The sequence below is a fragment of the Pseudomonas sp. GW823-FHT05G12 genome (assembly GCF_058795575.1).
The window spans coordinates 1,172,607-1,194,859 of the sequence record NZ_CM179501.1 but is presented as its reverse complement, the minus strand read 5'-3'; the positions used below and the strand labels follow the sequence as shown (position 1 = coordinate 1,194,859).

The 22,253-nt window shown below is 61.6% G+C and carries 21 protein-coding genes; 17 read left to right on the top strand and 4 right to left on the bottom strand.

The features are described from left to right. Window positions 1–364: 364 nt before the first annotated feature. From arcD to gltS, 7 genes are all read left to right on the top strand, one after another. Window positions 365–1,792 carry an arginine-ornithine antiporter gene (gene arcD, locus AC3RCM_RS05485; RefSeq protein WP_064493358.1) on the top strand — a complete coding sequence of 476 codons (1,428 nt, stop codon included), beginning with the start codon at window positions 365–367 and terminating at the stop codon, window positions 1,790–1,792. A 33-nt stretch (window positions 1,793–1,825) separates the two neighbouring features. Next, the gene (gene arcA, locus AC3RCM_RS05480; protein WP_021781892.1) at window positions 1,826–3,079 is read left to right on the top strand and encodes an arginine deiminase; all 1,254 of its coding nucleotides are present in this window, start codon (window positions 1,826–1,828) and stop codon (window positions 3,077–3,079) included. A gap of 69 nt (window positions 3,080–3,148) precedes the next feature. After that, window positions 3,149–4,159 carry an ornithine carbamoyltransferase gene (locus AC3RCM_RS05475; RefSeq protein WP_010952185.1) on the top strand — a complete coding sequence of 337 codons (1,011 nt, stop codon included), beginning with the start codon at window positions 3,149–3,151 and terminating at the stop codon, window positions 4,157–4,159. A gap of 164 nt (window positions 4,160–4,323) precedes the next feature. Next, window positions 4,324–5,253: a carbamate kinase gene (arcC, locus tag AC3RCM_RS05470; protein ID WP_014589851.1), complete on the top strand. Its 930-nt coding sequence runs from the start codon at window positions 4,324–4,326 to the stop codon at window positions 5,251–5,253. Window positions 5,254–5,309: 56 nt separating this feature from the next. Next, a complete protein-coding gene (locus AC3RCM_RS05465; RefSeq protein ID WP_020189900.1) occupies window positions 5,310–5,678 on the top strand; it encodes a DUF5064 family protein in 369 nt (122 codons plus the stop codon). A 140-nt stretch (window positions 5,679–5,818) separates the two neighbouring features. Continuing rightward, a complete protein-coding gene (gcsR, locus tag AC3RCM_RS05460) occupies window positions 5,819–7,327 on the top strand; it encodes a transcriptional regulator GcsR (RefSeq protein ID WP_003255078.1) in 1,509 nt (502 codons plus the stop codon). A 127-nt stretch (window positions 7,328–7,454) separates the two neighbouring features. Next, window positions 7,455–8,660 (top strand): sodium/glutamate symporter, encoded by a 1,206-nt coding sequence (gene gltS, locus AC3RCM_RS05455; RefSeq protein WP_014589849.1) that lies wholly within the window; start codon window positions 7,455–7,457, stop codon window positions 8,658–8,660. A gap of 77 nt (window positions 8,661–8,737) precedes the next feature. Here the strand turns inward: gltS and AC3RCM_RS05450 are convergent, their stop codons facing one another. Further along, window positions 8,738–9,379: a DUF1109 domain-containing protein gene (locus AC3RCM_RS05450; RefSeq protein WP_104960866.1), complete on the bottom strand. Its 642-nt coding sequence runs from the start codon at window positions 9,377–9,379 to the stop codon at window positions 8,738–8,740. Then, complete coding sequence (locus AC3RCM_RS05445; protein WP_010952180.1) at window positions 9,369–9,953, bottom strand: sigma-70 family RNA polymerase sigma factor; 585 nt, start codon at window positions 9,951–9,953, stop codon at window positions 9,369–9,371. The genes AC3RCM_RS05450 and AC3RCM_RS05445 overlap by 11 nt, the downstream gene beginning before the upstream one ends. Window positions 9,954–10,176: 223 nt before the next feature. On the opposite strand from AC3RCM_RS05445, the gene AC3RCM_RS05440 reads away from it, so the two are divergent. The 10 genes from AC3RCM_RS05440 (at window position 10,177) to AC3RCM_RS05395 (ending at window position 19,919) form a co-directional block, all read left to right on the top strand. Then, window positions 10,177–10,464 (top strand): BufA1 family periplasmic bufferin-type metallophore, encoded by a 288-nt coding sequence (locus AC3RCM_RS05440; RefSeq protein ID WP_010952179.1) that lies wholly within the window; start codon window positions 10,177–10,179, stop codon window positions 10,462–10,464. Between the two features lie 16 nt (window positions 10,465–10,480). Beyond that, window positions 10,481–11,314 carry an MNIO family bufferin maturase gene (gene bufB / locus AC3RCM_RS05435; protein WP_492629412.1) on the top strand — a complete coding sequence of 278 codons (834 nt, stop codon included), beginning with the start codon at window positions 10,481–10,483 and terminating at the stop codon, window positions 11,312–11,314. Further along, window positions 11,311–12,084: an HvfC/BufC N-terminal domain-containing protein gene (locus AC3RCM_RS05430; protein ID WP_492629411.1), complete on the top strand. Its 774-nt coding sequence runs from the start codon at window positions 11,311–11,313 to the stop codon at window positions 12,082–12,084. Before bufB ends, AC3RCM_RS05430 begins: the two co-directional genes overlap by 4 nt. After that, window positions 12,077–12,544 (top strand): DoxX family protein, encoded by a 468-nt coding sequence (locus AC3RCM_RS05425; RefSeq protein WP_014589844.1) that lies wholly within the window; start codon window positions 12,077–12,079, stop codon window positions 12,542–12,544. Before AC3RCM_RS05430 ends, AC3RCM_RS05425 begins: the two co-directional genes overlap by 8 nt. 303 nt (window positions 12,545–12,847) lie before the next feature. After that, a complete protein-coding gene (gene gcvH, locus AC3RCM_RS05420) occupies window positions 12,848–13,231 on the top strand; it encodes a glycine cleavage system protein GcvH (RefSeq protein WP_104886633.1) in 384 nt (127 codons plus the stop codon). Window positions 13,232–13,242: 11 nt separating this feature from the next. Further along, window positions 13,243–16,098 (top strand): aminomethyl-transferring glycine dehydrogenase, encoded by a 2,856-nt coding sequence (gene gcvP / locus AC3RCM_RS05415; RefSeq protein WP_324737429.1) that lies wholly within the window; start codon window positions 13,243–13,245, stop codon window positions 16,096–16,098. Between the two features lie 150 nt (window positions 16,099–16,248). Next, window positions 16,249–17,625, top strand: a complete 1,377-nt coding sequence (locus tag AC3RCM_RS05410) for an L-serine ammonia-lyase (RefSeq protein ID WP_003255090.1) — start codon at window positions 16,249–16,251, stop codon at window positions 17,623–17,625. 27 nt (window positions 17,626–17,652) lie between these two features. Further along, complete coding sequence (gene gcvT, locus AC3RCM_RS05405; RefSeq protein WP_492629410.1) at window positions 17,653–18,774, top strand: glycine cleavage system aminomethyltransferase GcvT; 1,122 nt, start codon at window positions 17,653–17,655, stop codon at window positions 18,772–18,774. A gap of 357 nt (window positions 18,775–19,131) precedes the next feature. Then, window positions 19,132–19,341: a cold-shock protein gene (locus AC3RCM_RS05400; RefSeq protein ID WP_014589840.1), complete on the top strand. Its 210-nt coding sequence runs from the start codon at window positions 19,132–19,134 to the stop codon at window positions 19,339–19,341. A gap of 89 nt (window positions 19,342–19,430) precedes the next feature. Continuing rightward, window positions 19,431–19,919 carry an RDD family protein gene (locus AC3RCM_RS05395; protein ID WP_003255094.1) on the top strand — a complete coding sequence of 163 codons (489 nt, stop codon included), beginning with the start codon at window positions 19,431–19,433 and terminating at the stop codon, window positions 19,917–19,919. Window positions 19,920–20,065: 146 nt separating this feature from the next. Here the strand turns inward: AC3RCM_RS05395 and lptG are convergent, their stop codons facing one another. Beyond that, window positions 20,066–21,127, bottom strand: a complete 1,062-nt coding sequence (gene lptG, locus AC3RCM_RS05390; protein ID WP_010952171.1) for an LPS export ABC transporter permease LptG — start codon at window positions 21,125–21,127, stop codon at window positions 20,066–20,068. Then, window positions 21,120–22,235, bottom strand: a complete 1,116-nt coding sequence (gene lptF, locus AC3RCM_RS05385; RefSeq protein ID WP_004575655.1) for an LPS export ABC transporter permease LptF — start codon at window positions 22,233–22,235, stop codon at window positions 21,120–21,122. The genes lptG and lptF overlap by 8 nt, the downstream gene beginning before the upstream one ends. Window positions 22,236–22,253 lie beyond the last annotated feature (18 nt).

Sequence of the window (22,253 nt, the reverse complement as noted above, 5' to 3'; positions counted from 1 at the left end):
ACTGAAGCTGTGCGTTCAACCTATATCACTCATAACTGCTTTGTCTATGTGCCTGCTCCCTCAAAACTAGCAGCAGTCCGGCAACTAGAAAAGAAACGGATAAAACTCGAAATTCTTGTGGAAAATTTGCGAAAGCGGCAAAAGCAGCTAGTTTCAAGCTTCGCAGGCTGAACAGAGCGTTTGCTCTAGAAGGACATGGAGGTGCCAGTACGCAAGGCCTGCAGCTCAAGCTGTCGGCACTCTCCAGGAGCACCCGTGAAGGAAATTTCCTACCTTCACGGCGCCTTAAACTGACATAAGTCAGCTCAAGGCAAAGGCGTCGGATCTATTCTGTCGTCAACTTTCTCCTGGCAGGAGTTGTTAAATGTCTGATTCATCCGGAAAACTAAAGCTCGGCGCGTTAGTTGCACTTGTCGTCGGCTCGATGATTGGCGGTGGTATCTTCTCGCTGCCGCAAAACATGGCCGCCAGCGCAGGGGTTGGGGCCGTGCTGATCGGCTGGGCGATCACCGCAGTCGGCATGCTGACCCTGGCCTTCGTGTTCCAGACCCTGGCCAACCGCAAGCCTGACCTGGATGGCGGGGTGTATGCCTACGCCAAGGCTGGTTTCGGCGACTACATGGGCTTTTCCTCGGCCTGGGGCTACTGGATCAGTGCCTGGCTGGGCAACGTCGGCTACTTTGTGCTGCTGTTCAGCACCCTGGGTTACTTCTTCCCGATCTTCGGTGAAGGCAACACCCCAGCCGCCATCATTGGCGCGTCGATCCTGTTGTGGGCGGTGCACTTCCTGGTACTGCGCGGCATCAAGGAAGCCGCCTTCATCAACTTGGTCACCACTGTGGCCAAAGTGGTGCCGCTGGTGCTGTTCGCCCTGATCTGCCTGTTCGCCTTCAGGCTCGACATCTTCACCGCCGATATCTGGGCTGTGGGCACGCCAGAGCTTGGCAGTGTCATGAACCAGGTGCGCAACATGATGCTGGTCACCGTGTGGGTGTTCATCGGCATCGAGGGCGCGAGCATCTTCTCGGCGCGGGCGGAAAAACGCACCGACGTGGGCAAGGCAACGGTGATCGGCTTCGTGACCGTGCTGCTGTTCCTGGTGTTGGTCAACGTGCTGTCGCTGGGCATCATGACTCAACCGGAACTGGCCAAGCTGCAGAACCCGTCGATGGCTGCGGTGCTGGAGCATGTGGTCGGCCACTGGGGGGCGGTGCTGATCAGCGTCGGCCTGGTCATCTCGCTGCTCGGGGCGCTGCTGTCGTGGGTGCTGCTGTGCGCCGAGATCATGTTCGCCGCAGCCAAGGACCACACCATGCCGGAGTTCCTGCGCCGCGAGAACGCCAAACAGGTACCGGCCAACGCCCTGTGGCTGACCAACGCCATGGTGCAGATCTTTCTGGTCATCACGCTGTTCTCGAACAGCACCTACCTGTCCCTGATCTACCTGGCCACCTCGATGATCCTGGTGCCCTACCTGTGGTCGGCAGCCTATGCGTTCCTGCTGGCACTGCGCAGCGAAACCTACGAGCAAGCCCTGGCCGAACGCAAGAAGGACCTGATCATCGGTGGTATCGCCCTGCTGTACGCCGTCTGGTTGCTGTACGCCGGCGGCGTGAAATACCTGCTGCTCTCGGCCCTGCTCTACGCACCTGGCGCGATCCTGTTCGCCAAGGCCAAGCGTGAGGTGGGCCAACCGGTCTTCACCAACGTGGAAAAACTGATCTTCGCAGCCGTGGTCATTGGCGCCCTGGTGGCAGCCTTTGGCCTGTATGACGGCTTCCTGACCCTTTGACCCACGTCTTCGCTCAATTGGAGGAATGAAACCATGTCCGCTGAAAAACAGAAGTACGGTGTCCACTCCGAAGCCGGCAAACTGCGCAAAGTGATGGTTTGCGCCCCGGGCCTGGCGCACAAGCGCCTGACGCCGAGCAACTGTGACGAACTGCTGTTCGACGATGTGATCTGGGTCGACCAGGCCAAGCGTGACCATTTCGACTTCGTCACCAAGATGCGCGAGCGTGGCGTGGATGTGCTGGAGATGCACAACCTGCTGACCGATATCGTGCAGAACAAAGAGGCGCTCAAGTGGATCCTCGACCGCAAGATCACCCCTGACACCGTCGGCGTAGGCCTGACCAACGAAGTACGCAGCTGGCTCGAAGGGCTGGAGCCACGCCATCTGGCCGAATTCCTGATCGGCGGCGTGGCGGGCCAGGACCTGCCGCAGAGCGAAGGCGCCGAAGTCGTGAAGATGTACAACGACTACCTGGGCCACTCCAGCTTCATCCTGCCACCACTGCCCAACACCCAGTTCACGCGCGACACCACCTGCTGGATCTACGGCGGCGTGACGTTGAACCCGATGTACTGGCCGGCGCGTCGCCAGGAAACCCTGTTGACCACCGCCATCTACAAGTTCCACAAGGAGTTCACCGAGGCCGACTTCCAGGTGTGGTATGGCGACCCGGACAAGGACCATGGCAATGCCACCCTCGAAGGCGGTGATGTGATGCCGATCGGCAATGGCATCGTGCTCATCGGCATGGGTGAGCGCACCTCGCGCCAGGCCATCGGCCAGCTCGCGCAAAACCTGTTCGCCAAGGGCGCCGTCAAGGAAGTGATCGTCGCCGGCCTGCCAAAGTCCCGCGCCGCCATGCACCTGGACACTGTCTTCAGCTTCTGCGACCGCGACCTGGTCACGGTCTTCCCGGAAGTGGTGAAAGAGATTGTGCCATTCATCATCCGCCCGGACGAAAGCAAGCCTTACGGCATGGATGTACGCCGCATCAACAAGTCGTTCATCGAGGTGGTGGGCGAGCAACTGGGCGTTCAGCTGCGCGTGGTCGAGACCGGCGGCAACAGCTTCGCCGCCGAGCGCGAACAGTGGGATGACGGTAACAACGTGGTGGCCATCGAGCCGGGCGTGGTCATTGGCTACGACCGCAACACCTACACCAACACCCTGCTGCGCAAGGCCGGCATCGAGGTCATCACCATCAGCGCCGGCGAACTGGGCCGGGGCCGTGGCGGCGGCCACTGCATGACCTGCCCTATCGTGCGCGACCCGATCGACTACTAACGACCATCACGCCCGGCCGCACCCATGAAGTGGCGGCCGGGACATCACCGAATTCAAGGAGAAACTGTCATGGCGTTCAATATTCACAACCGCAACTTGCTCAGCCTGGAACACCACACCACCCGTGAGTTGCGCTACCTGCTGGACCTGTCCCGCGACCTCAAGCGCGCCAAGTACACGGGCACCGAGCAGCAGCACCTGAAGGGCAACAACATCGCCCTGATCTTCGAAAAAACCTCCACCCGTACCCGTTGTGCCTTCGAAGTCGCAGCCTATGACCAAGGCGCCAACGTCACCTACATCGACCCCAACTCCTCGCAGATCGGCCACAAGGAAAGCATGAAGGACACCGCCCGTGTGCTCGGGCGCATGTATGACGCCATCGAGTACCGTGGCTTCAAGCAGGAAATCGTCGAAGAGCTGGCCAAGTTCGCCGGCGTACCGGTGTTCAACGGCCTGACCGACGAATACCACCCGACCCAGATGATCGCCGACGTGCTGACCATGCGTGAGCACAGCGACAAGCCGCTGCACGACATCAGCTACGCCTACCTGGGCGATGCCCGCAACAACATGGGCAACTCGCTGCTGCTGATCGGCGCCAAGCTGGGCATGGATGTGCGCATCGCCGCGCCCAAGGCACTGTGGCCACACGACGACCTGGTCGAGCGCTGCAAGCAGTACGCTGAAGAAAGCGGCGCACGCATTACCCTCACCGAAGACCCGAAAGCCGCGGTCAAAGGTGTCGACTTTGTCCATACCGACGTGTGGGTATCGATGGGCGAGCCGATCGAAGCCTGGGGTGAGCGCATCAAACAGCTCAAGCCTTATCAGGTGAATGCCGAACTGATGAAGTCCACCGGTAACCCACGGACCAAGTTCATGCACTGCCTGCCGGCATTCCACAACTCCGAAACCAAGGTAGGCAAGCAGATCGCCGAACAATACCCGGACCTGGCCAACGGCATCGAAGTGACCGATGACGTGTTCGAGTCGCCAGCGTGCATCGCCTTCGAGCAGGCGGAAAACCGCATGCACACGATCAAGGCGATCCTGGTATCGACCCTGGCTGATCTATAGGTAGCCCGCAGTCCCTGTGGGAGCGGGCGTGCCCGCGAAGGCGTCAGCCGCATCATCGATGATGTCAGGTCTGGCCTCTTCGCGGGCATGCCCGCTCCCACAGCGAACTCGGCAGCCTCCGTGCAGCGACAGTCCATTCATTCTTTCGCTAAAGGACATTCCACATGCGTATCGTTGTTGCATTGGGCGGCAACGCCCTGCTTCGTCGCGGCGAGCCCATGACCGCTGACAACCAGCGCGCCAATATCCGCACCGCCACCGAACAGATCGCCAAGATTCACCCTGGCAACGAGCTGGTCATCGCCCACGGCAACGGCCCGCAAGTGGGTCTGCTGTCGCTTCAGGCCCTGTCGTACAAGCCAGACGAGGCCTACCCGCTGGACGTGCTGGGTGCCGAGACCGAGGGCATGATCGGTTACATGATCGAACAGGAACTGGGCAACCTGCTGGCCTTCGAGGTGCCATTCGCCACCTTGCTCACCCAAGTGGAAGTGGACGCCAACGACCCGGCCTTCAAGGATCCGACCAAGTTCATCGGCCCGGTCTACAGCAAGGAAGAGGCCGAGCGCCTGGCCAAGGAAAAGGGCTGGGTGGTCAAGGCCGACGGCGACAAGTACCGCCGCGTGGTAGCCAGCCCGAAACCCAAGCGCATCTTCGAAATTCGCCCGATCAAGTGGCTGCTGGAAAAAAGCAGCATCGTGATTTGCGCAGGCGGTGGCGGCATCCCCACCATGTACGATGAAAACCGCAAGCTCAAAGGCATCGAGGCGGTGATCGACAAAGACCTGTGCTCGGCGCTGCTGGCCGAGCAATTGGAAGCCGACCTTCTGATTATCGCCACCGACGTCGATGCAGCCTACATTGACTGGGGCAAACCGACGCAGAAGGCCATCGCCCAGGCCCACCCGGACGCGTTGGAAACGCTGGGGTTTGCCGCCGGCTCCATGGGGCCGAAGGTGCAGGCCGCCTGCGACTTTGCCCGCAACACCGGCAAGGTGGCGGTGATCAGTTCGCTGGAGAACATCGAAGACATCGTCAAAGGCACTGCCGGCACTCGGGTTTCCACCGCGAAGCCGGGGATCAGCTACCGTTGAATGCAGTCGGCGGGCTTACGCGGTCCGCCATTTTCGACCTTCCAAAGGAGATAGCCATGGCCCAGTATCAGCCCGGTCATGTACACATCGAGCGCTCTGCGCTGAACAACGCCGACCACAGCTATGACCTGAACATCGAGTACGAGGCCGTGTCGGACCCCAAGGAAGGCAGAGGCATTCAGTTCCACATGCATGGCAGCATCGAAGGCAAGACAGTGGAAGAAAAGTTCTTCCTGGCCAAGGACCAGGTCTTGCCCAGCTTCCTCATGCTGCTGACCCGCAAGGCGCAGTCGTATCTGGCGCCGCCGAAGAAATTCGAGACCCTGAGTTCGCCGCACAAGCTCTATGACCATATGTTCGCGGACATTCGCGAAAAGCTCGATGTGAAATCGGGCGACCCGATCAAACCGGAACATCTGGAATGACCCTTTTCGCGAGCAAGCCCGCCCCCACAGCAGCAACCCTGTGGGAGCGGGCGCGCCCGCGAATGCGCCACCGCCAACCTTGGGCCTGACACCCGTCTCAGGGCATACTGGCGGCCTCCATTGCCAACTGTTCGAACCCCATGCGCATCCACGTCAGCTTCATCGACCGCGTCGGCATCACCCAGGAAGTCCTCGCCCTGCTCGGTGCCCGCAACCTCAACCTGGACGCCGTGGAGATGGTCCCGCCGAACGTCTACATCGACGCCCCCACCCTCAGCCCCGCCGTACTTGAAGAACTGCACGACGCGCTGTTCGAAGTACACGGCGTGCAATCGGTGGACGTGGTCGACATCCTCCCCGGCCAGCGCCGCCACCTGCAACTCGATGCCCTGCTGGCCGCCATGAGCGACCCGGTGCTGGCGGTGGACAGCGCAGGCCTGGTGCTGTTGGCCAACCCGGCGCTGATCGAACTGTGCGGCCGCGAATCTGCCGGCCGCTCGGTGGGTGAGCTGTTTGGCGACCCCGCGCTGCTGCAGGCGCTGCTGGACAACAACTTCCACCTGCCCATGCGCGAAATGCAGCTGAACGGCCATAGCCTGCTGCTGGACGCCATGCCGATTACCAACGCCGGTGGCCTGCTGACGCTGTACCCACCTTCGCGTATGGGCGAACGCCTGTCGGCCCTGCACCACGACCACGCCGAAGGCTTCGATGCCTTGCTGGGCGAGTCGCCGGCCATCCGCACCCTCAAGGCCCGCGCCTTACGCGTGGCTGCGCTCGATGCACCGCTGCTGGTGCATGGCGAGACCGGCACCGGCAAAGAACTGGTAGCCCGCGCCTGCCATGCCGTCAGCAGCCGCCACGCGGCCCCGTTCCTGGCGCTGAACTGCGCCGCGCTGCCCGAGAGCCTGGCCGAAAGCGAGCTGTTCGGCTACGCGCCCGGGGCCTTTACCGGCGCGCAACGAGGTGGCAAGCCTGGGCTGATGGAACTGGCCAACCAGGGCACCGTGTTCCTCGATGAAATTGGTGAAATGTCGCCCTACCTGCAGGCCAAGCTGCTGCGTTTTCTCAGCGATGGCAGCTTCCGCCGGGTGGGTGGCGACCGTGAAGTGAAGGTGGATGTGCGCATCATCAGCGCCACCCACCGCGATCTGGAGCGCATGGTCGCCGAAGGCAGCTTTCGCGAAGACCTGTTCTACCGCCTGAACGTGCTTAACCTGGAGGTACCGCCGCTTCGCGACCGTGGCCAGGACATCCTGATGCTGGCGCACTTCTTCATGCAGCAGGCGTGCACGCAGATCCAGCGCCCAGCCTGTCGGCTGACCCCCTCCACCCATTCGGCACTGCTGGCCAACCCTTGGCCGGGCAATGTGCGCCAGTTGCAGAACGTGATCTTCCGCGCCGCGGCTATCTGCGAGGGCAACCTGGTGGATATCGGCGACCTGGATATCGCCGGCACCTCGGTGGCACGCGGGCAAGACGGCGAAGTGGCCAGCCTGGAACAGGCTGTAGGTGATTTCGAGCGCGAACTGTTACAGCGCTTATACGCCAGCTACCCGTCAACACGGCAACTCGCCGGGCGCTTGCAAACTTCGCACACGGCTATCGCGCAGAGGCTGCGTAAATATGGAATACCCGGGAAACCATGAGGACTGTGGTCAAAACCCATGATTGAATCGGACTTTTCCTAGCCGCTGAGCCACAATTAACTGGAGTGCTCCCCGTAGAATGGCGACATTGTAATTTTGCTTGTCACCTTGAACGAAGAGTACCCTGATGTTCGAACTCGATTTTTACGGGACACTTGTAGCCGCCTCTTTGGTACTGCTACTGGGACGCGGCCTGGTTGCACGCATTGGTTTCCTGCGCGCATACAATATCCCGGAGCCTGTTGCAGGCGGCCTGGTCGTTGCCTTGTCACTCCTGGCATTGCGCAGTTTCGATGTACACGTCCAATTTGATACCTCGTTGCAAACACCGTTGATGCTGGCATTCTTCGCTACCATCGGCTTGAGTGCAGACTTCGCAAGCCTGAAGAAGGGTGGACGGGTGGTCGCCGTATTCCTTCTGGTGGTGACGGGTTTGCTAATGGTTCAGAACGCCATGGGCATCGGCCTGGCAACAGCATTGGGGCTCGACCCGCTGATGGGCCTGCTGGCCGGTTCGATCAGCTTGTCGGGTGGCCACGGCACAGGCGCTGCCTGGGGCGCGACCTTCACTGAGCGGTTCGGCCTGGCTTCGGCTTCGGAACTGGCAATGGCCTCTGCCACTTTCGGCCTGGTGTTGGGCGGTTTGATTGGTGGCCCAGTCGCCCGGTTGCTGATCAAACGGGTCGAAACGCCTGGGGTGCAAGAAGAAGCACCGCAATTACCCAAAGGCTTTGAACAACCTGACAGAGAGCGCCTGATCACCTCGTTTTCATTTATAGAAACCTTGGCACTTATTGCTGTCAGCTTACTGACCGGTACCTTACTTAATGGCTTGTTGAAAGGCACAGCATTCGAACTGCCGACATTTGTTTGCGTACTCTTCGTCGGCGTACTGTTGCGCAATGGGCTTCGGGCTTTAGGTGTTTACAAAGTATTCGAACGGGAAGTGTCGGTACTGGGCAATGTGAGTTTGTCCCTGTTCCTGGCGATTGCCTTGATGTCGCTAAAGTTGTGGGACCTGGCAGCCCTGGCATTACCCTTCTTTACCTTGTTGGCCGCACAGACACTGGTCATGGCGCTGTTCGCAATCTTCGTGACGTTCAAGGTAATGGGGCGCAACTACGATGCAGCAGTCCTGGCTGCCGGCCACTGTGGCTTCGGCCTGGGTGCTACACCGACAGCCATCGCCAATATGCAAGCGGTGACACAACGCTATGGTGCCTCGCACCTCGCCTTCCTGGTGGTGCCGATGGTGGGGGCGTTCTTCATCGACATCATCAATGTCATCGTGATCAAGCTGTACCTGGCATTGCCTTGGTTTGTTGCGGGTTGAGCGAGGTCACGAACCTGTGAAGCCAGGGCAGGCAATCAGCACGTCGTTCTGAGTTGCGTGGGGCCTGCCGGTACAGCCTACCAACGCAGCATGCGGGGGCCCCACCAGGCACCGAGTACCGTCGGCACGAGCATGCCGAGGACATACCACACACCCCAGAACGGCACGCCCATTTCCGGGCAATGCAGGCAGTAGGCCACCGTTGCGCTCGAGCCCGCCAGCAGGCCACCGGCAGCACCTGCCAGCCGCAACCGGGTCGGCGCCAGGCCTTTCAGCGCCCAGAACACGGTGACAAAGGCCGGCACCGACAGCAACGCGATATTCAGTGCGCAGGTACGCCATGTGCGCCCGAACAACAGGTCGGCGCGCGCCTCCACAGGCGCCCCGGCGATACTCACCGCCGCCCCGCACCAGACCAGCAGCAGTGGCAAGCCAAGCATCTTCCAGCCTGCAGCGCCCTTCCCTCCTGGCCTGGCCAAGCGGCTCGTCAACCACAGCCCGATCAACGCCAAGCTGGTCGGAAAGGCGACTTTGCCCCAGAACAGCGGGGTTTGTGCGACCTCTGTGATATCACTGCGTACACCGTAAAGGGTAATAGTCAGCAGCAGTGCTGCGGTCAGCCCGCCCAGCACAGCCACTGCCATCCGCCTGCCAACGGCGTGGCGCGGCACTGGCCCTTCGCCTGCGGCCAGCAAGGCAATCAAATCGTCAGTCTTCATGGTTGTTGGCTCCTCCAATCAGCCTGGATAGCGCTTTCAGACCTCGATGTATCCCAACCTTTACCGCTGAACTGGAAAGCCCGGTAAGTTGTGCCGTCTCCTCGACAGACAACCCCTCCAGCTTGACATGAACAATCGGCAGTCGTTGCCGCTCTGGCAGTTGCTTGAGCAGCTTGGTCAGGTCTCGGCTGGCCTCGGCTGATTCAACCTCCGAAACGGCAAACAGTTGCGCATCATCGTCCAGCACATCATGCCGGGCGTCGCGACGTGAAACACTTCGCAGATGATCCGCCAGCTTGTAACGGGCGATCGCCTGCACCCAGGCAGTCAAAGGCTGCTGCGGCTGGTAAGTGTGGCGCGCGTTATGCACCGCCAGTAGCACATCCTGCACCATGTCCTCTATCTCGGCCGGGCGCCTGCTCAGACGGCTGCGCAGAAACGCACGTACATGCAGCGCAAGCGTGCCAAGAAAATCCTGATAGGCCAGCTGGTCGCCTGTCAGCCCCTGAAGCAACAGTGCTTTCAACCGGGCCTCGCGAGCCTCGAGCTCATCCTGTGAGTTAGTTCGCTGCATGGGTCGCCTGGGTTACACCCTGAATACAATTGACTTGATTCATCCGCTCCCGCCGTGTGGCACGCAGGTGCTGCAAATATGCCATGCCCTTGGCTTCAACATCAGGTCGTGAAGACTCGCCCTGAAAAAATTTCTTCCAAGGCTGTAACCCGTTTTACGCAAGGCACGAACTACTCCATGAGCCGCCGGTATAGACCACGGCCACACTCTCAGGAGATTGACCATGAAAACCCTCGCCCTCACCACCGCAGCACTCGCGCTTGCCACGCTTGCAGGCGCAGCCATGGCGGCCGACAGCACGCAACCCGCAGGCAATGGCGCTGCCATGGAAAAATGCTACGGCGTCGCCATGGCAGGAAAGAACGATTGCAAGGCCGGTGCCGGCACCAGCTGCGCCGGCAGTGCCAAGAAGGACTACGACGGCATGCACTGGAAAAACGTCCCCGCCGGCACCTGCACATCGATCAAGACACCCGCCGGCATGGGCTCGCTGACACCTATCAAGTCTTGATCAGGGGAAACCGACCATGAACACAGACGCACGAATGGGCGCCGGAGTCAGCCTGAAGGCCGAGCACTACGACCAGGCGCTGGCGTGCAATCTCGAAGGGCTCTGGTTTGAAGTTCACCCGGAGAACTACATGGTCGGTGGCCCTCGCCTTGCCTGGCTGAACCGAATCGCAGAGCGGCACCCAGTCTCATTGCATGGTGTGGCACTTTCGCTTGCGGCTGACGCGGCCCCCGATCAGGACCATCTGCAGCGTCTGCGCGCACTGTGCGATCAGACCGAACCGGTACTGGTATCAGAGCACCTGTCCTGGTCAACCTGGCAGGGGCACTACCATCCAGACCTGCTGCCATTTCCGCGCAGCAACGAAGCTCTGCAGCGCATCGCTGAAAACATCCAGCGATGCCAGGAGGTATTGGGCCGACGGATATCCATCGAAAACCCCAGTCATTACTTGCAACTGGAGGGCCATGACTGGGACGAGATCGACTTTCTTGGCGAACTGACACGTCGCACCGGTTGTGGTCTGTTGCTGGACATCAACAACGTCTATGTGAGTGCTCACAATCTGGGGTTCTCGGCAACTGCCTACCTGGATCGCTTTCCAGCGCAAGCCATCACAGAAGTTCATCTGGCCGGGCACAGCGACGATGACCAAGGCAGCCTGTTGATCGACTCTCATGATGCGCAGGTGGCCGAGCCTGTATGGGCGCTGTACCGCAAACTGGTTTCCCGTGTAGGCCCGCGCCCGACCCTCATTGAACGTGACGACAAGCTTCCCCCGTTCACCGAACTGCTTGCTGAACGGTCCATTGCACAGTCGATCATGACTTGCCCAGGTGTATTGCCATGAACCTTTCCCTTGGTCAGTTCCAGCAAGCGTTCATCGAGGCACTCTATTCCCGTCCCGCTCCCCAGCTTGCGGGCGTGACCGAACAAGCGGCGTTCGCGGTTTATCGCAACACGGTGTTGGCCGGCTGCGTGGATGCGCTTCGCGCAAACTTTCCGAGCGTGTGCACACTCGTCGGGCGCACCTGGATGGACGAGACCGCGGCAATCTATGCGCGGCAATTCCCCCCCAGCGATCCCCGGTTGATCTGCTACGGCGCGACCTTCCCGGATTTCCTCGAAGACATTCAGTCACAGCACGCTGTGCCGTATCTGGCGGAAGTCGCCCGCCTGGACCTGCATTGGACAGAAGCCTTCAGTGCGCCGTACGAAACGTGCCTGAACCTTGTCGAACTGTCAGGCATGACCCCCAGCGATCTTGATCACGGTTGCTTGCACCCCCGTGCCAGTGCTCGCTGGTACTGGTGCGAGGCGCACCCTGCGTACACCCTGTGGCGCTGCGCCCGCGAGCAGGTTGCCTGGCCCGATGACCAGCCATGGGTGGGCGAAGGGGTGCTGTTTGTCGGCACCGCTGATGGCGTATGCCACCAGCCACTGGGAAAAGGTGGCCATGCGTTTCTCAGGGCCTGTGCTGCCGGACAGTCGCTGATGCAGGCCTCGGACCTGGCGCGAGACGCTGAAACCGACCTGGATTTCACCGAGATGCTCGGGCGCCTGATGACGGCCCAGGCGTTTCGCTCACTCGCCTTCACAGGAGAACACCACCATGGCTAGTGCCGATTTCACACCTCCGGCCAGCAGCCTGCGGCGCGCCTGGAACCACGTTGCACAGAGCCTCGAGCGCCGTTTGAGCGATGACCTGTTGTGCCTGGTCGCCCGGTTCGGGATCGCCTCGATATTCTTTCTTTCCGGACGCACCAAAGTGGAGGGTTTCCTCACCCTTACACCCGGCACCTATGAGCTGTTCCGCACCGAATACGCGCTGCCGCTACTCTCGCCCTGGCTTGCAGCGCACCTGGCCGCCTACGCTGAGCACTTGTTCCCGCTATTGCTGGTGCTCGGGCTGATGACCCGGCTATCGGCGCTGGCACTGCTGGGCATGACGTTGGTGATCGAAGTGTTCGTCTACCCCGATGCGTGGCCCACCCACCTGACCTGGGCAGGGCTCTTGCTGCTCCTGGTTGCCCGAGGTGCCGGCGCGTTTTCGCTGGATCATCTGCTGAAAGTGAGATGACCGAAGGCCATTGGCACCTCGGCTGTCCAGGCACCACATGTATCGTTTTCGCTACGTCGTAGCGAAAACGATACACACCCTCCTCGCCGTGGGTGCACAAGGGTTTGATGCTCAAACCCTTTTCCTCCCATAGGCACCTGTAACGATATCATTCCACACGAAAAATACGGCTTCTCCGTCAATTTACGTAATCTATTGATAAATAAGAAGTTTTATAGGTTGGCCGCATTATTGCTAAGGGAATCCTACCCTAAGAGCGCGGCGCCACCGCGCCCCCAACGCCCTGCTTCCCGAGGATTCCCCATGAGCGAGTTGCGTTTCACTGAAGATCACGAATGGCTGCGCGTCGAAGCCGATGGCAGCATCACCGTGGGCATCACCGCCTACGCCCAGAATGCCCTTGGCGACGTGGTTTTCGTGCAACTGCCAGAGTTGCAGCAGTATGAAAAAGGCAACGAAGCGTCCACCGTCGAATCGGTCAAGGCCGCCAGCGGCGTGTACATGCCACTGACGGGTGAAGTGGTCGAGGTCAACGGCCAGCTCGAAGACAGCCCTGAACTGGTCAACGAAGACCCGATGGGCGAAGGCTGGTTCTTCCGCTTCATCCCTGCCGATGCAGAAGCCGTAACCGCTCTGCTCGACCAGGACGCCTACGACCGCCTGCTCAAAGCCAACGACGACGCCTGAGGAATCCCGCCATGACCATCAACCTCGGCACCGCCAACGAATTCATCGCCCGTCACATAGGCCCGCGCGCCGCTGACGAACAGGCCATGCTCACTGCACTGGGCTTCGACTCGCTGGACGCCATGACCGCTGCGGTCATCCCCGACAGCATCAAGGGTACCAGCGTGCTTGGCTCGCACGACGGCCAGAGCGAGGCCGACGCGCTCGCTGCGCTCAAGGCCATCGCTGGCAAGAACCAGCTGTTCAAAAGCTACATCGGCCAGGGCTACTACAACACCCACACTCCGGCACCGATCCTGCGCAACCTGCTGGAAAACCCGGCCTGGTACACCGCCTACACCCCGTATCAGCCAGAAATTTCCCAAGGCCGCCTGGAAGCGCTGCTGAACTTCCAGACCCTGATCAGCGACCTCACCGGCCTGCCGATCGCCAACGCCTCCTTGCTCGACGAAGCCACTGCTGCGGCCGAGGCCATGACCTTCTGCAAGCGCCTGTCGAAGAACAAGTCCAGCCATGCCTTCTTCGCCTCCGTGCACTGCCACCCGCAAACCCTCGACGTGCTGCGCACCCGTGCCGAGCCGCTGGGTATCGAGGTTGTGGTTGGCGACGAGCGCGAGCTGGGCGATGTCAGCGCCTTCTTCGGCGCCCTGCTGCAATACCCTGCCAGCAACGGTGAAGTGTTCGACTACCGCGAGGTCGTGCAGCGCTTCCACGCGGCCAACGCCCTGGTCGCCGTAGCGGCAGACCTGCTGGCCCTGACCCTGCTGACCCCACCGGGCGAATTCGACGCCGACGTGGCCATCGGCAGCGCCCAGCGCTTCGGCGTGCCACTGGGCTTCGGTGGCCCGCACGCGGCTTACTTCGCCACCCGCGACGCGTTCAAGCGCGACATGCCTGGCCGCCTGGTCGGCGTGTCGATCGACCGCTTCGGCAAAACCGCCCTGCGTCTGGCCATGCAGACCCGCGAGCAGCACATCCGCCGCGAAAAGGCCACCAGCAACATCTGCACCGCCCAGGTGCTGCTGGCCAACATCGCCAGCATGTTCGCCGTGTACCACGGCCCTGCCGGCCTCAAGCGCATTGCCGAGCGCACCCACGCCCTGACCGCGATCCTCGCCGCCGGCCTGAAGGCGCTGGGCGTACAAGTGGTGGGCGCCAGCGCCTTCGATACCCTGACCCTGGCCACCGGCACTGCCACCGCCAGCCTGCATGACAAGGCACGCGCCCAGGGCATCAACCTGCGCCAGATCGATGCCGCCCATGTGGGCCTGTCCCTGGACGAAACCAGCACTCAGGCTGACGTCGAGTCGCTGTGGCAGCTGTTGGGTGGCGAGCAGGCACAGCCTGATTTCACCGCACTGGCCGCCAGCACCGGTTCCCTGCTGCCTGCCGCCCTGCTGCGCCAGTCGGCCATCCTCGAACACCCGGTGTTCAACCGCTACCACAGCGAAACCGAGCTGATGCGCTACCTGCGCCGCCTGGCCGACAAGGACCTGGCGCTGGACCGCAGCATGATCCCGCTGGGCTCCTGCACCATGAAGCTGAACGCCGCCAGCGAAATGATCCCGGTCACCTGGGCCGAGTTCGGCAACCTGCACCCGTTCGCTCCGGCCGAGCAGAGCCAGGGCTACCTGCAGATGACCACCGAACTGGAGGCCATGCTGTGCGCGGCCACTGGCTATGATGCCGTGTCGCTGCAGCCCAACGCCGGCTCGCAGGGCGAATACGCCGGGCTGTTGGCGATCCGCGCCTACCACCGCAGCCGTGGTGAAGGCCACCGCGATATCTGCCTGATCCCGTCGTCGGCCCATGGCACCAACCCGGCCACCGCACACATGGCTGGCATGCGTGTCGTGGTTACCGCCTGTGACGCCCGTGGCAACGTCGATGTCGAGGACCTGCGCGCCAAAGCCATCGAGCACCGCGAGCGCCTGGCCGCAATCATGATCACCTACCCGTCGACCCACGGCGTGTTCGAGGAAGCGATCGGCGAAATCTGCGCGATCATCCACGACAACGGCGGCCAGGTGTACATCGATGGCGCCAACATGAACGCCATGGTCGGACTGTGCGCGCCAGGCAAGTTCGGCGGCGACGTTTCCCACCTGAACCTGCACAAGACCTTCTGCATCCCGCACGGTGGTGGTGGCCCGGGTGTTGGCCCGATTGGCGTCAAGTCGCACCTGGCGCCGTTCCTGCCAGGCCATGCACAGCTGGAAAACACCCAGGGCGCGGTATGCGCTGCGCCGTTCGGTAGCGCCAGCATCCTGCCAATCACATGGATGTATATCCGCATGATGGGCGGTGCCGGCCTCAAACGTGCCTCGCAGATGGCAATCCTCAACGCCAACTACATCGCCCGCCGCCTGGAAGAGCACTATCCTGTTCTGTATACCGGCGGTAACGGCCTGGTGGCTCACGAGTGCATTCTCGACCTGCGCCCACTGAAGGACACCAGCGGCATCAGTGTCGACGACGTGGCCAAGCGGTTGATCGACTTCGGCTTCCACGCCCCGACCATGTCCTTCCCGGTGGCTGGCACGCTGATGATCGAACCGACCGAAAGCGAGTCCAAAGAAGAACTGGACCGCTTCTGCAACGCAATGATCCAGATCCGCGAAGAAATCCGCGCGGTGGAGAACGGTAGCCTGGACAAGGACGACAACCCGCTGAAAAACGCACCGCACACTGCGGCTGAGCTGGTTGGCGAATGGACCCATGGCTACAGCCGCGAGCAGGCGGTATACCCCCTGGCGAGCCTGGTGGAAGGCAAGTACTGGCCGCCGGTCGGCCGGGTCGACAACGTGTTCGGCGACCGCAACCTGGTGTGCGCCTGCCCGTCGATCGAGAGCTATCAGGACGCCTGATAGCCCCTCCCCGCCACCTGGCTTGGGTGGCGGGCTCTGTGTAGGCGCGGGTCTACCCGCGAATGCGAGGGTGGCAATACCACTGCATTCGCGGATAAACCCGCGCCTACAGGGCTCAACGTCCGCCCAACAATCTGGCAGGAGGTCACCATGTCACTGAGCGTCTTCGACCTGTTCAAGATCGGCATCGGCCCCTCCAGCTCCCACACGGTCGGCCCGATGCGCGCCGCTGCGCGGTTTGCCGAAGGGCTGCGCCGTGACGGCCTGCTGGCCCGCACCGCCAGCGTCAAAGCCGAGCTGTATGGCTCACTGGGCGCCACAGGCAAAGGCCACGGCAGTGACAAAGCCGTGCTGCTGGGCCTTGAAGGCGAACACCCGGACATTATCGACACCGACAGCATTCCCGCCCGCCTGCAGGTCATCCGCGACAGCGGACGCATCAACCTGCTGGGCGAGCACAGCATTGCGTTCATCGAAAAGCAGCACCTGGCGATGATCCGCAAGCCGTTGGACTACCACCCCAACGGCATGATCTTCCGCGCGTTCGACGACGCAGGCCTGCAAATCCGAAGCCGCGAGTACTACTCGGTAGGCGGTGGTTTCGTGGTCGACGAGGACGCTGCCGGCCACGACCGCATTGTCGAGGACACCACGGTGCTGGCCTATCCGTTCAAGACCGCCAAGGCGCTCCTCGGCCACTGCACCGCGCATGACCTCTCGGTGAGCCAGGTGATGCTGGCCAACGAGTCCGCCTGGCGCCCAGAAGCAGAAACCCGGGCCGGGCTGCTGCGCATCTGGCAGGTGATGCAAGATTGCGTCGCGGCAGGTTGCCAGCATGAGGGCATATTACCGGGAGGGCTCAAGGTCAAACGCCGCGCGCCGGCCCTGTACCGCCAACTGAGCGGCCACCCGGAAGCCAGCCTGCGTGACGCCCTGTCTGTGCTCGACTGGGTCAACCTCTACGCCTTGGCGGTGAACGAGGAAAACGCCTACGGCGGTCGTGTGGTCACCGCCCCTACCAACGGCGCAGCGGGCATCGTCCCGGCAGTCCTTCACTACTACATGCGCTTCGTCCCGGGGGCCAGCGAGGACGGGGTGGTGCGCTTTCTGCTCACCGCCGCAGCCATCGGCATCCTGTACAAGGAGAACGCCTCCATCTCCGGCGCCGAAGTGGGCTGCCAGGGCGAGGTCGGCGTCGCCTGCTCGATGGCCGCCGGGGCGCTGTGCGAAGTGATGGGCGGCAGCGTGCAGCAGGTGGAGAACGCCGCCGAAATTGGCATGGAACACAACCTGGGCCTGACCTGCGACCCGATCGGCGGCCTCGTACAGGTGCCCTGTATCGAGCGCAATGCGATGGGCTCGGTGAAGGCCATCAACGCGGTACGCATGGCCCTGCGCGGCGACGGGCAGCACTACGTGTCGCTGGACAAGGTCATCCGCACCATGCGCCAGACCGGCGCCGATATGAAAAGCAAATACAAAGAGACCGCCCGTGGCGGCCTGGCTGTCAACATCATCGAATGTTGACCCAACAATGACAGCAAGGAGTCATCGATGTCCGAAACACTGCTCAAGACCCCACTGCATGCCTTGCACCTGGAACTGGGTGCACGCATGGTGCCGTTCGCCGGTTACGACATGCCGGTGCAGTACCCGCTGGGCGTGCTCAAGGAACACCTGCACACCCGCGAGCAGGCCGGCCTGTTCGACGTCTCGCACATGGGCCAGATCATTCTGCGTGGCGCTGACGCCGCCAAGGCGCTGGAAAGCCTGGTACCGGTGGACATCATCGACCTGCCGGTGGGTATGCAGCGCTATGCCATGTTCACCAATGAGCAAGGCGGCATTCTCGACGACCTGATGGTTGCCAACCTGGGCGAGGACACCCTGTTCCTGGTCGTCAACGCCGCCTGCAAGGAGCAGGACCTGGCTCACCTGCAAACCCACATCGGCAGCCGTTGCGAGGTGCAGCCGCTGTTCGAGGAGCGTGCCCTGCTCGCCCTGCAAGGCCCGGCTGCAGTCAAGGTGCTGGAACGCCTGGCTCCAGAAGTGGCCGGCATGACCTTCATGCAGTTCCGCCGGGTAAAACTGCTGGGTGTGGACTGCTTCGTCAGCCGCTCGGGCTACACCGGCGAAGACGGCTACGAGATCTCGGTACCGGTGAACGCTGCCGACGCCCTGGCCCGCCGCCTGCTGGCCGAGCCGGAAGTCCAGCCGATCGGCTTGGGCGCACGCGACTCGCTGCGCCTGGAAGCTGGCCTGTGCCTGTATGGCCACGACATGAACAGCGAGACTACGCCGATCGAAGCCAGCCTGCTGTGGGCAATTTCCAAGGTGCGCCGTGCCGACGGTGCCCGTGCTGCCGGCTTCCCGGGGGCCGAGGCGATCTTCGCCCACGTGCGCGATGGTGTTGCGCGAAAACGTGTCGGCCTGCTGCCGCAGGAGCGTACGCCTGTTCGTGAAGGTGCGGACATTGTCGACGCAAACGATAAACCGGTGGGTAAAGTGTGCAGCGGGGGCTTTGGCCCGACACTCGCTGCCCCTGTCGCCATGGGTTATATCGATAGTGAACATGCTGCACTCGACACCGCACTGTTTGCCGTGGTGCGTGGAAAGAAGGTGGCCTTGAAAGTCAGTAAAATGCCTTTCGTGACACCACGTTACTACCGTGGCTGAAACGGCTTTGTGAAGGTTTTGGGCAGCATAGACATATTCGTTTTCGAACCTGCCCAATAACTTTTGAACATGGCGCCAGGCCAGGCGCCATGCCGTTTCCGACAAATCGGTCGGTTATCGGCAAGCCGCCAGTTTTCCATACGACCAAGGGCTTGTTTTTCGCTCGGGAGTTGGCGTAGAGTCACTGCACTGTGTTTGCATGGGTCGCAACAGTTCGTGACCTGGGCCAGTAGCCGAGATTTGCTACAACCCGTTCGACGTCTCTTACTTCCTGCAACCCAGCCCAGTAATCTTTCGCTTACAAAAAAGTGCGAAAGTAACTGTCATCAAAATTTAAGTTTCATAGGAAATAAGACAATGGCTGAGCGTCAGAAGGGTACCGTCAAGTGGTTCAATGACGAAAAAGGTTACGGCTTCATCACCCCAGAAAGCGGTCCGGATCTCTTCGTTCACTTCCGCGCTATCGAAGGCAACGGCTTCAAGAGCCTGAAAGAAGGCCAGCAAGTCACCTTCGAAGCAGTCCAAGGCCAGAAAGGCATGCAGGCTGACAAGGTTCAACCTGTCTGATCCAGCGCCAGACTTTGAAAAGCCCCTGCCAAGTGCAGGGGCTTTTTTTTGCCCGTAGAATAGTGGGCTCGTCTTTTGGAGCGTCCTGCATGTCCAAGCCTCTACTCACTCCCCAGGGGGATTTTCCACCGGTCGGCCTGGGCCGGCGCCTGGCAGCGATGTTCTATGACTTCTTACTGTGCACCGCACTGCTGATCGTGACCGCCGGCGCCTACAAGATGATTCAGATGTCGATCATCGGCGAAGCACGCATGCGCGAGCTGACCGAGGCCGGCGCACTGGATGGCGACCCATTGCTGTCTACGGTATTGCTGTTTGCCCTGTTCGGCTTCTTTGCCAAGTTCTGGACCCACGGCGGGCAGACGCTGGGTATGCAGGTATGGGGCGTTCGGGTGCAGAATGCCGATGGCTCGGCCATCAGCCTGTGGCAGGCGCTGTTGCGGTTCGTCGTGTCGATCGCCTCGTGGCTGTGCCTGGGGCTGGGTTTTTTCTGGGTGCTGATCGACAAGCGCAAGCGCGGTTGGCATGACATTTATTCGGAAAGCCAGCTGGTGCGGGTGCCGAAGCAGAAGAAATAAGCCAGAGGATTGGAGTTGCCTTCGGGCCCTTTCCTGATGCCTGCGTGGTACCTGTAGGCGCGGGTTTACCCGCGAACGGGCCTGGCCAGATCAACACCCACGAAAAAGCCGACCCTGCGGTCGGCTTTCTTGTGCAGCTCAGGCTATTACCCTGCCCGGCGCAACAACCACACACCGGCCAAGGCACAGATGCCCGCCGGTATCACCACCGCCAGCAGCGGCGGGAAGCCAAATACCTGGCTCGAAGGCCCAAGCAGGTCCTGGCCAATACGAAACACAAAGCCCACCAGTACACCCGTGAACACGCGCTGACCAAGGGTTACCGAACGCAGCGGGCCAAAGATGAACGAGATCGCCATCAGCACCAGGGCCGCCGTTACCATCGGCTGCAGCACCTTGGTCCAGAACGCCAGCCAGTAGCGGGAGTTGTTCAGGCCCTGATCAGACAAGTAGTGGATGTAATCCCACAACCCGGTAATCGAAAGCGACTCTGGCGCGAGGATCACAGTATTGAGCAGTTCTGGCGTAAGCGAAACATCCCAGCGCTCCTCCGGCGCGTTGACCACCTCGGTGTGGTCGCCACGGAAGTAGGTGGTACGCACATCGGCGAGCAGCCAGTGGTCGTTCTGGTACTGCGCACGGCGGGCAAAGCTCGAGGTGACAATCTTGCGCTCGCTGTCGAAGCGGTAGCGGGTCACGCCCAGCAGCAGGCCATCGGGCTGTACGGCGTTGATGTGCACGTACTCCTCGCCCTGGCGGTGCCACATGCCACGTTTGGAGCTTTGTGCTTCACCACCACCCTGGGCCAGGGAACGGTCGGCCTGGGCCTTGTTCTCGGTCACCGGTGCCACATATTCGCCAATCAGCAGCCCCACCAGCATCAGCACCAGCATCGGCTTCATCACCGCCCAGACAATACGGCCGATGGACACGCCTGCCGCACGCATGATGGTCAGCTCGCTGCTGCTGGCCAGACTGCCCAGGCCGATCAGGCAACCGATCAGGGCGGCCATTGGCAGCATTTCATACAGCCGCCGAGGTGCGGTAAGCAGGACAAAGTTGCCCGCTTCCATCACCGTGTAGGTGTCACTCAGGTCGCCCATTTCATCGATGAAGGCGAAAAGCGAAGCCAGGCCGAGGATGATCCCCAGCACGGCCAGGATGGCCAGCAGCACGCTCTGGCCGATGTAGCGATCGAGCTTAGCCATGAGCCACCTCCGCACGGCGGGCGGCACGTTTGAGGCGCAGCGGCTCCCAGTACATCAGGCCAAGGCCGATCAGCAGGAACAGACCGTGGACCCACCACATGCCCAGGGCGATCGGCAGTTTGCCCTTCTCGAGGGCGCCGCGTACGGAAATCAGCATTGTCAGGTAGGCCATGTACAGAAGAATTGCCGGCAGCAGCTTGAGGAAGCGGCCCTGGCGCGGGTTGACCCGCGACAGTGGCACCGCCAGCAGGGTGACGACGAACACCAGGATCGGCAGCGACAACCGCCATTGCAGCTCGGCCCGCTCACGCAGGCCCTCCTTGCCGATCAGTTCGGAGGTGGGAAGCGCTTCGCGCTCGGTCACTTCCTCGGCGACTTCCGGCTTGGGCAGCAGCACGCCGTAAGTGTCGTACTTGATGGCGCGGTAGTCGGCCTGGCCCGGGTTGCCGTCGTAGCGGTAACCGTTTTCCAGCACCAGGTAGCGGTTGCCGTCGGCCTGGATTTCCTGGTGGCCTTTCTCGGCGACCAGCACCGAGGGGGCGCGGTCCTTGGTCTTGTCCTGGTTGAAGCGCTTCTCGGAGATGAACACCCCGCCCAGATTGATGCGGTCATCCGACAGTTGCTCGGTATAGGTTACCCGCGAGCCATCACGCAAGGTCTGGAAGCGGCCCGGCACCAAGGTGTCGAACTCGGTCAGGGCATCCTGCTGGCTGATGATCTGCTGCACCTGGGCAACGCCCAGGGGGGCCAGGCTCAGGCTCAGCCAGGCCACCAGCAGGGCAACCAGGGCAGCCGGCGCCATGGTCATGCCCAGCAGGCGCTGCTGGCTCATGCCTGTGGCCGACAGCACGGTCATCTCGCTTTCCAGGTACAGGCGCCCGTAAGCCAGGAGGATGCCGAGGAACAGCCCCAGAGGCAGGATCAGTTGCAGGAAGCCTGGCAAGCGGAAGCCCATGATCAGGAACAACACGCCCGGGTCGAGCACGCCCTGGGCAGCCTGGGCCAGGTACTTGATGAAGCGCCCGCTCATGATGATCACCAACAGCACAGCGCTGACGGCGCTCAAGGTGACCAGGACCTCGCGGGACAGATAACGAAAGACGATCAAACCAGACACTCCTGGGTT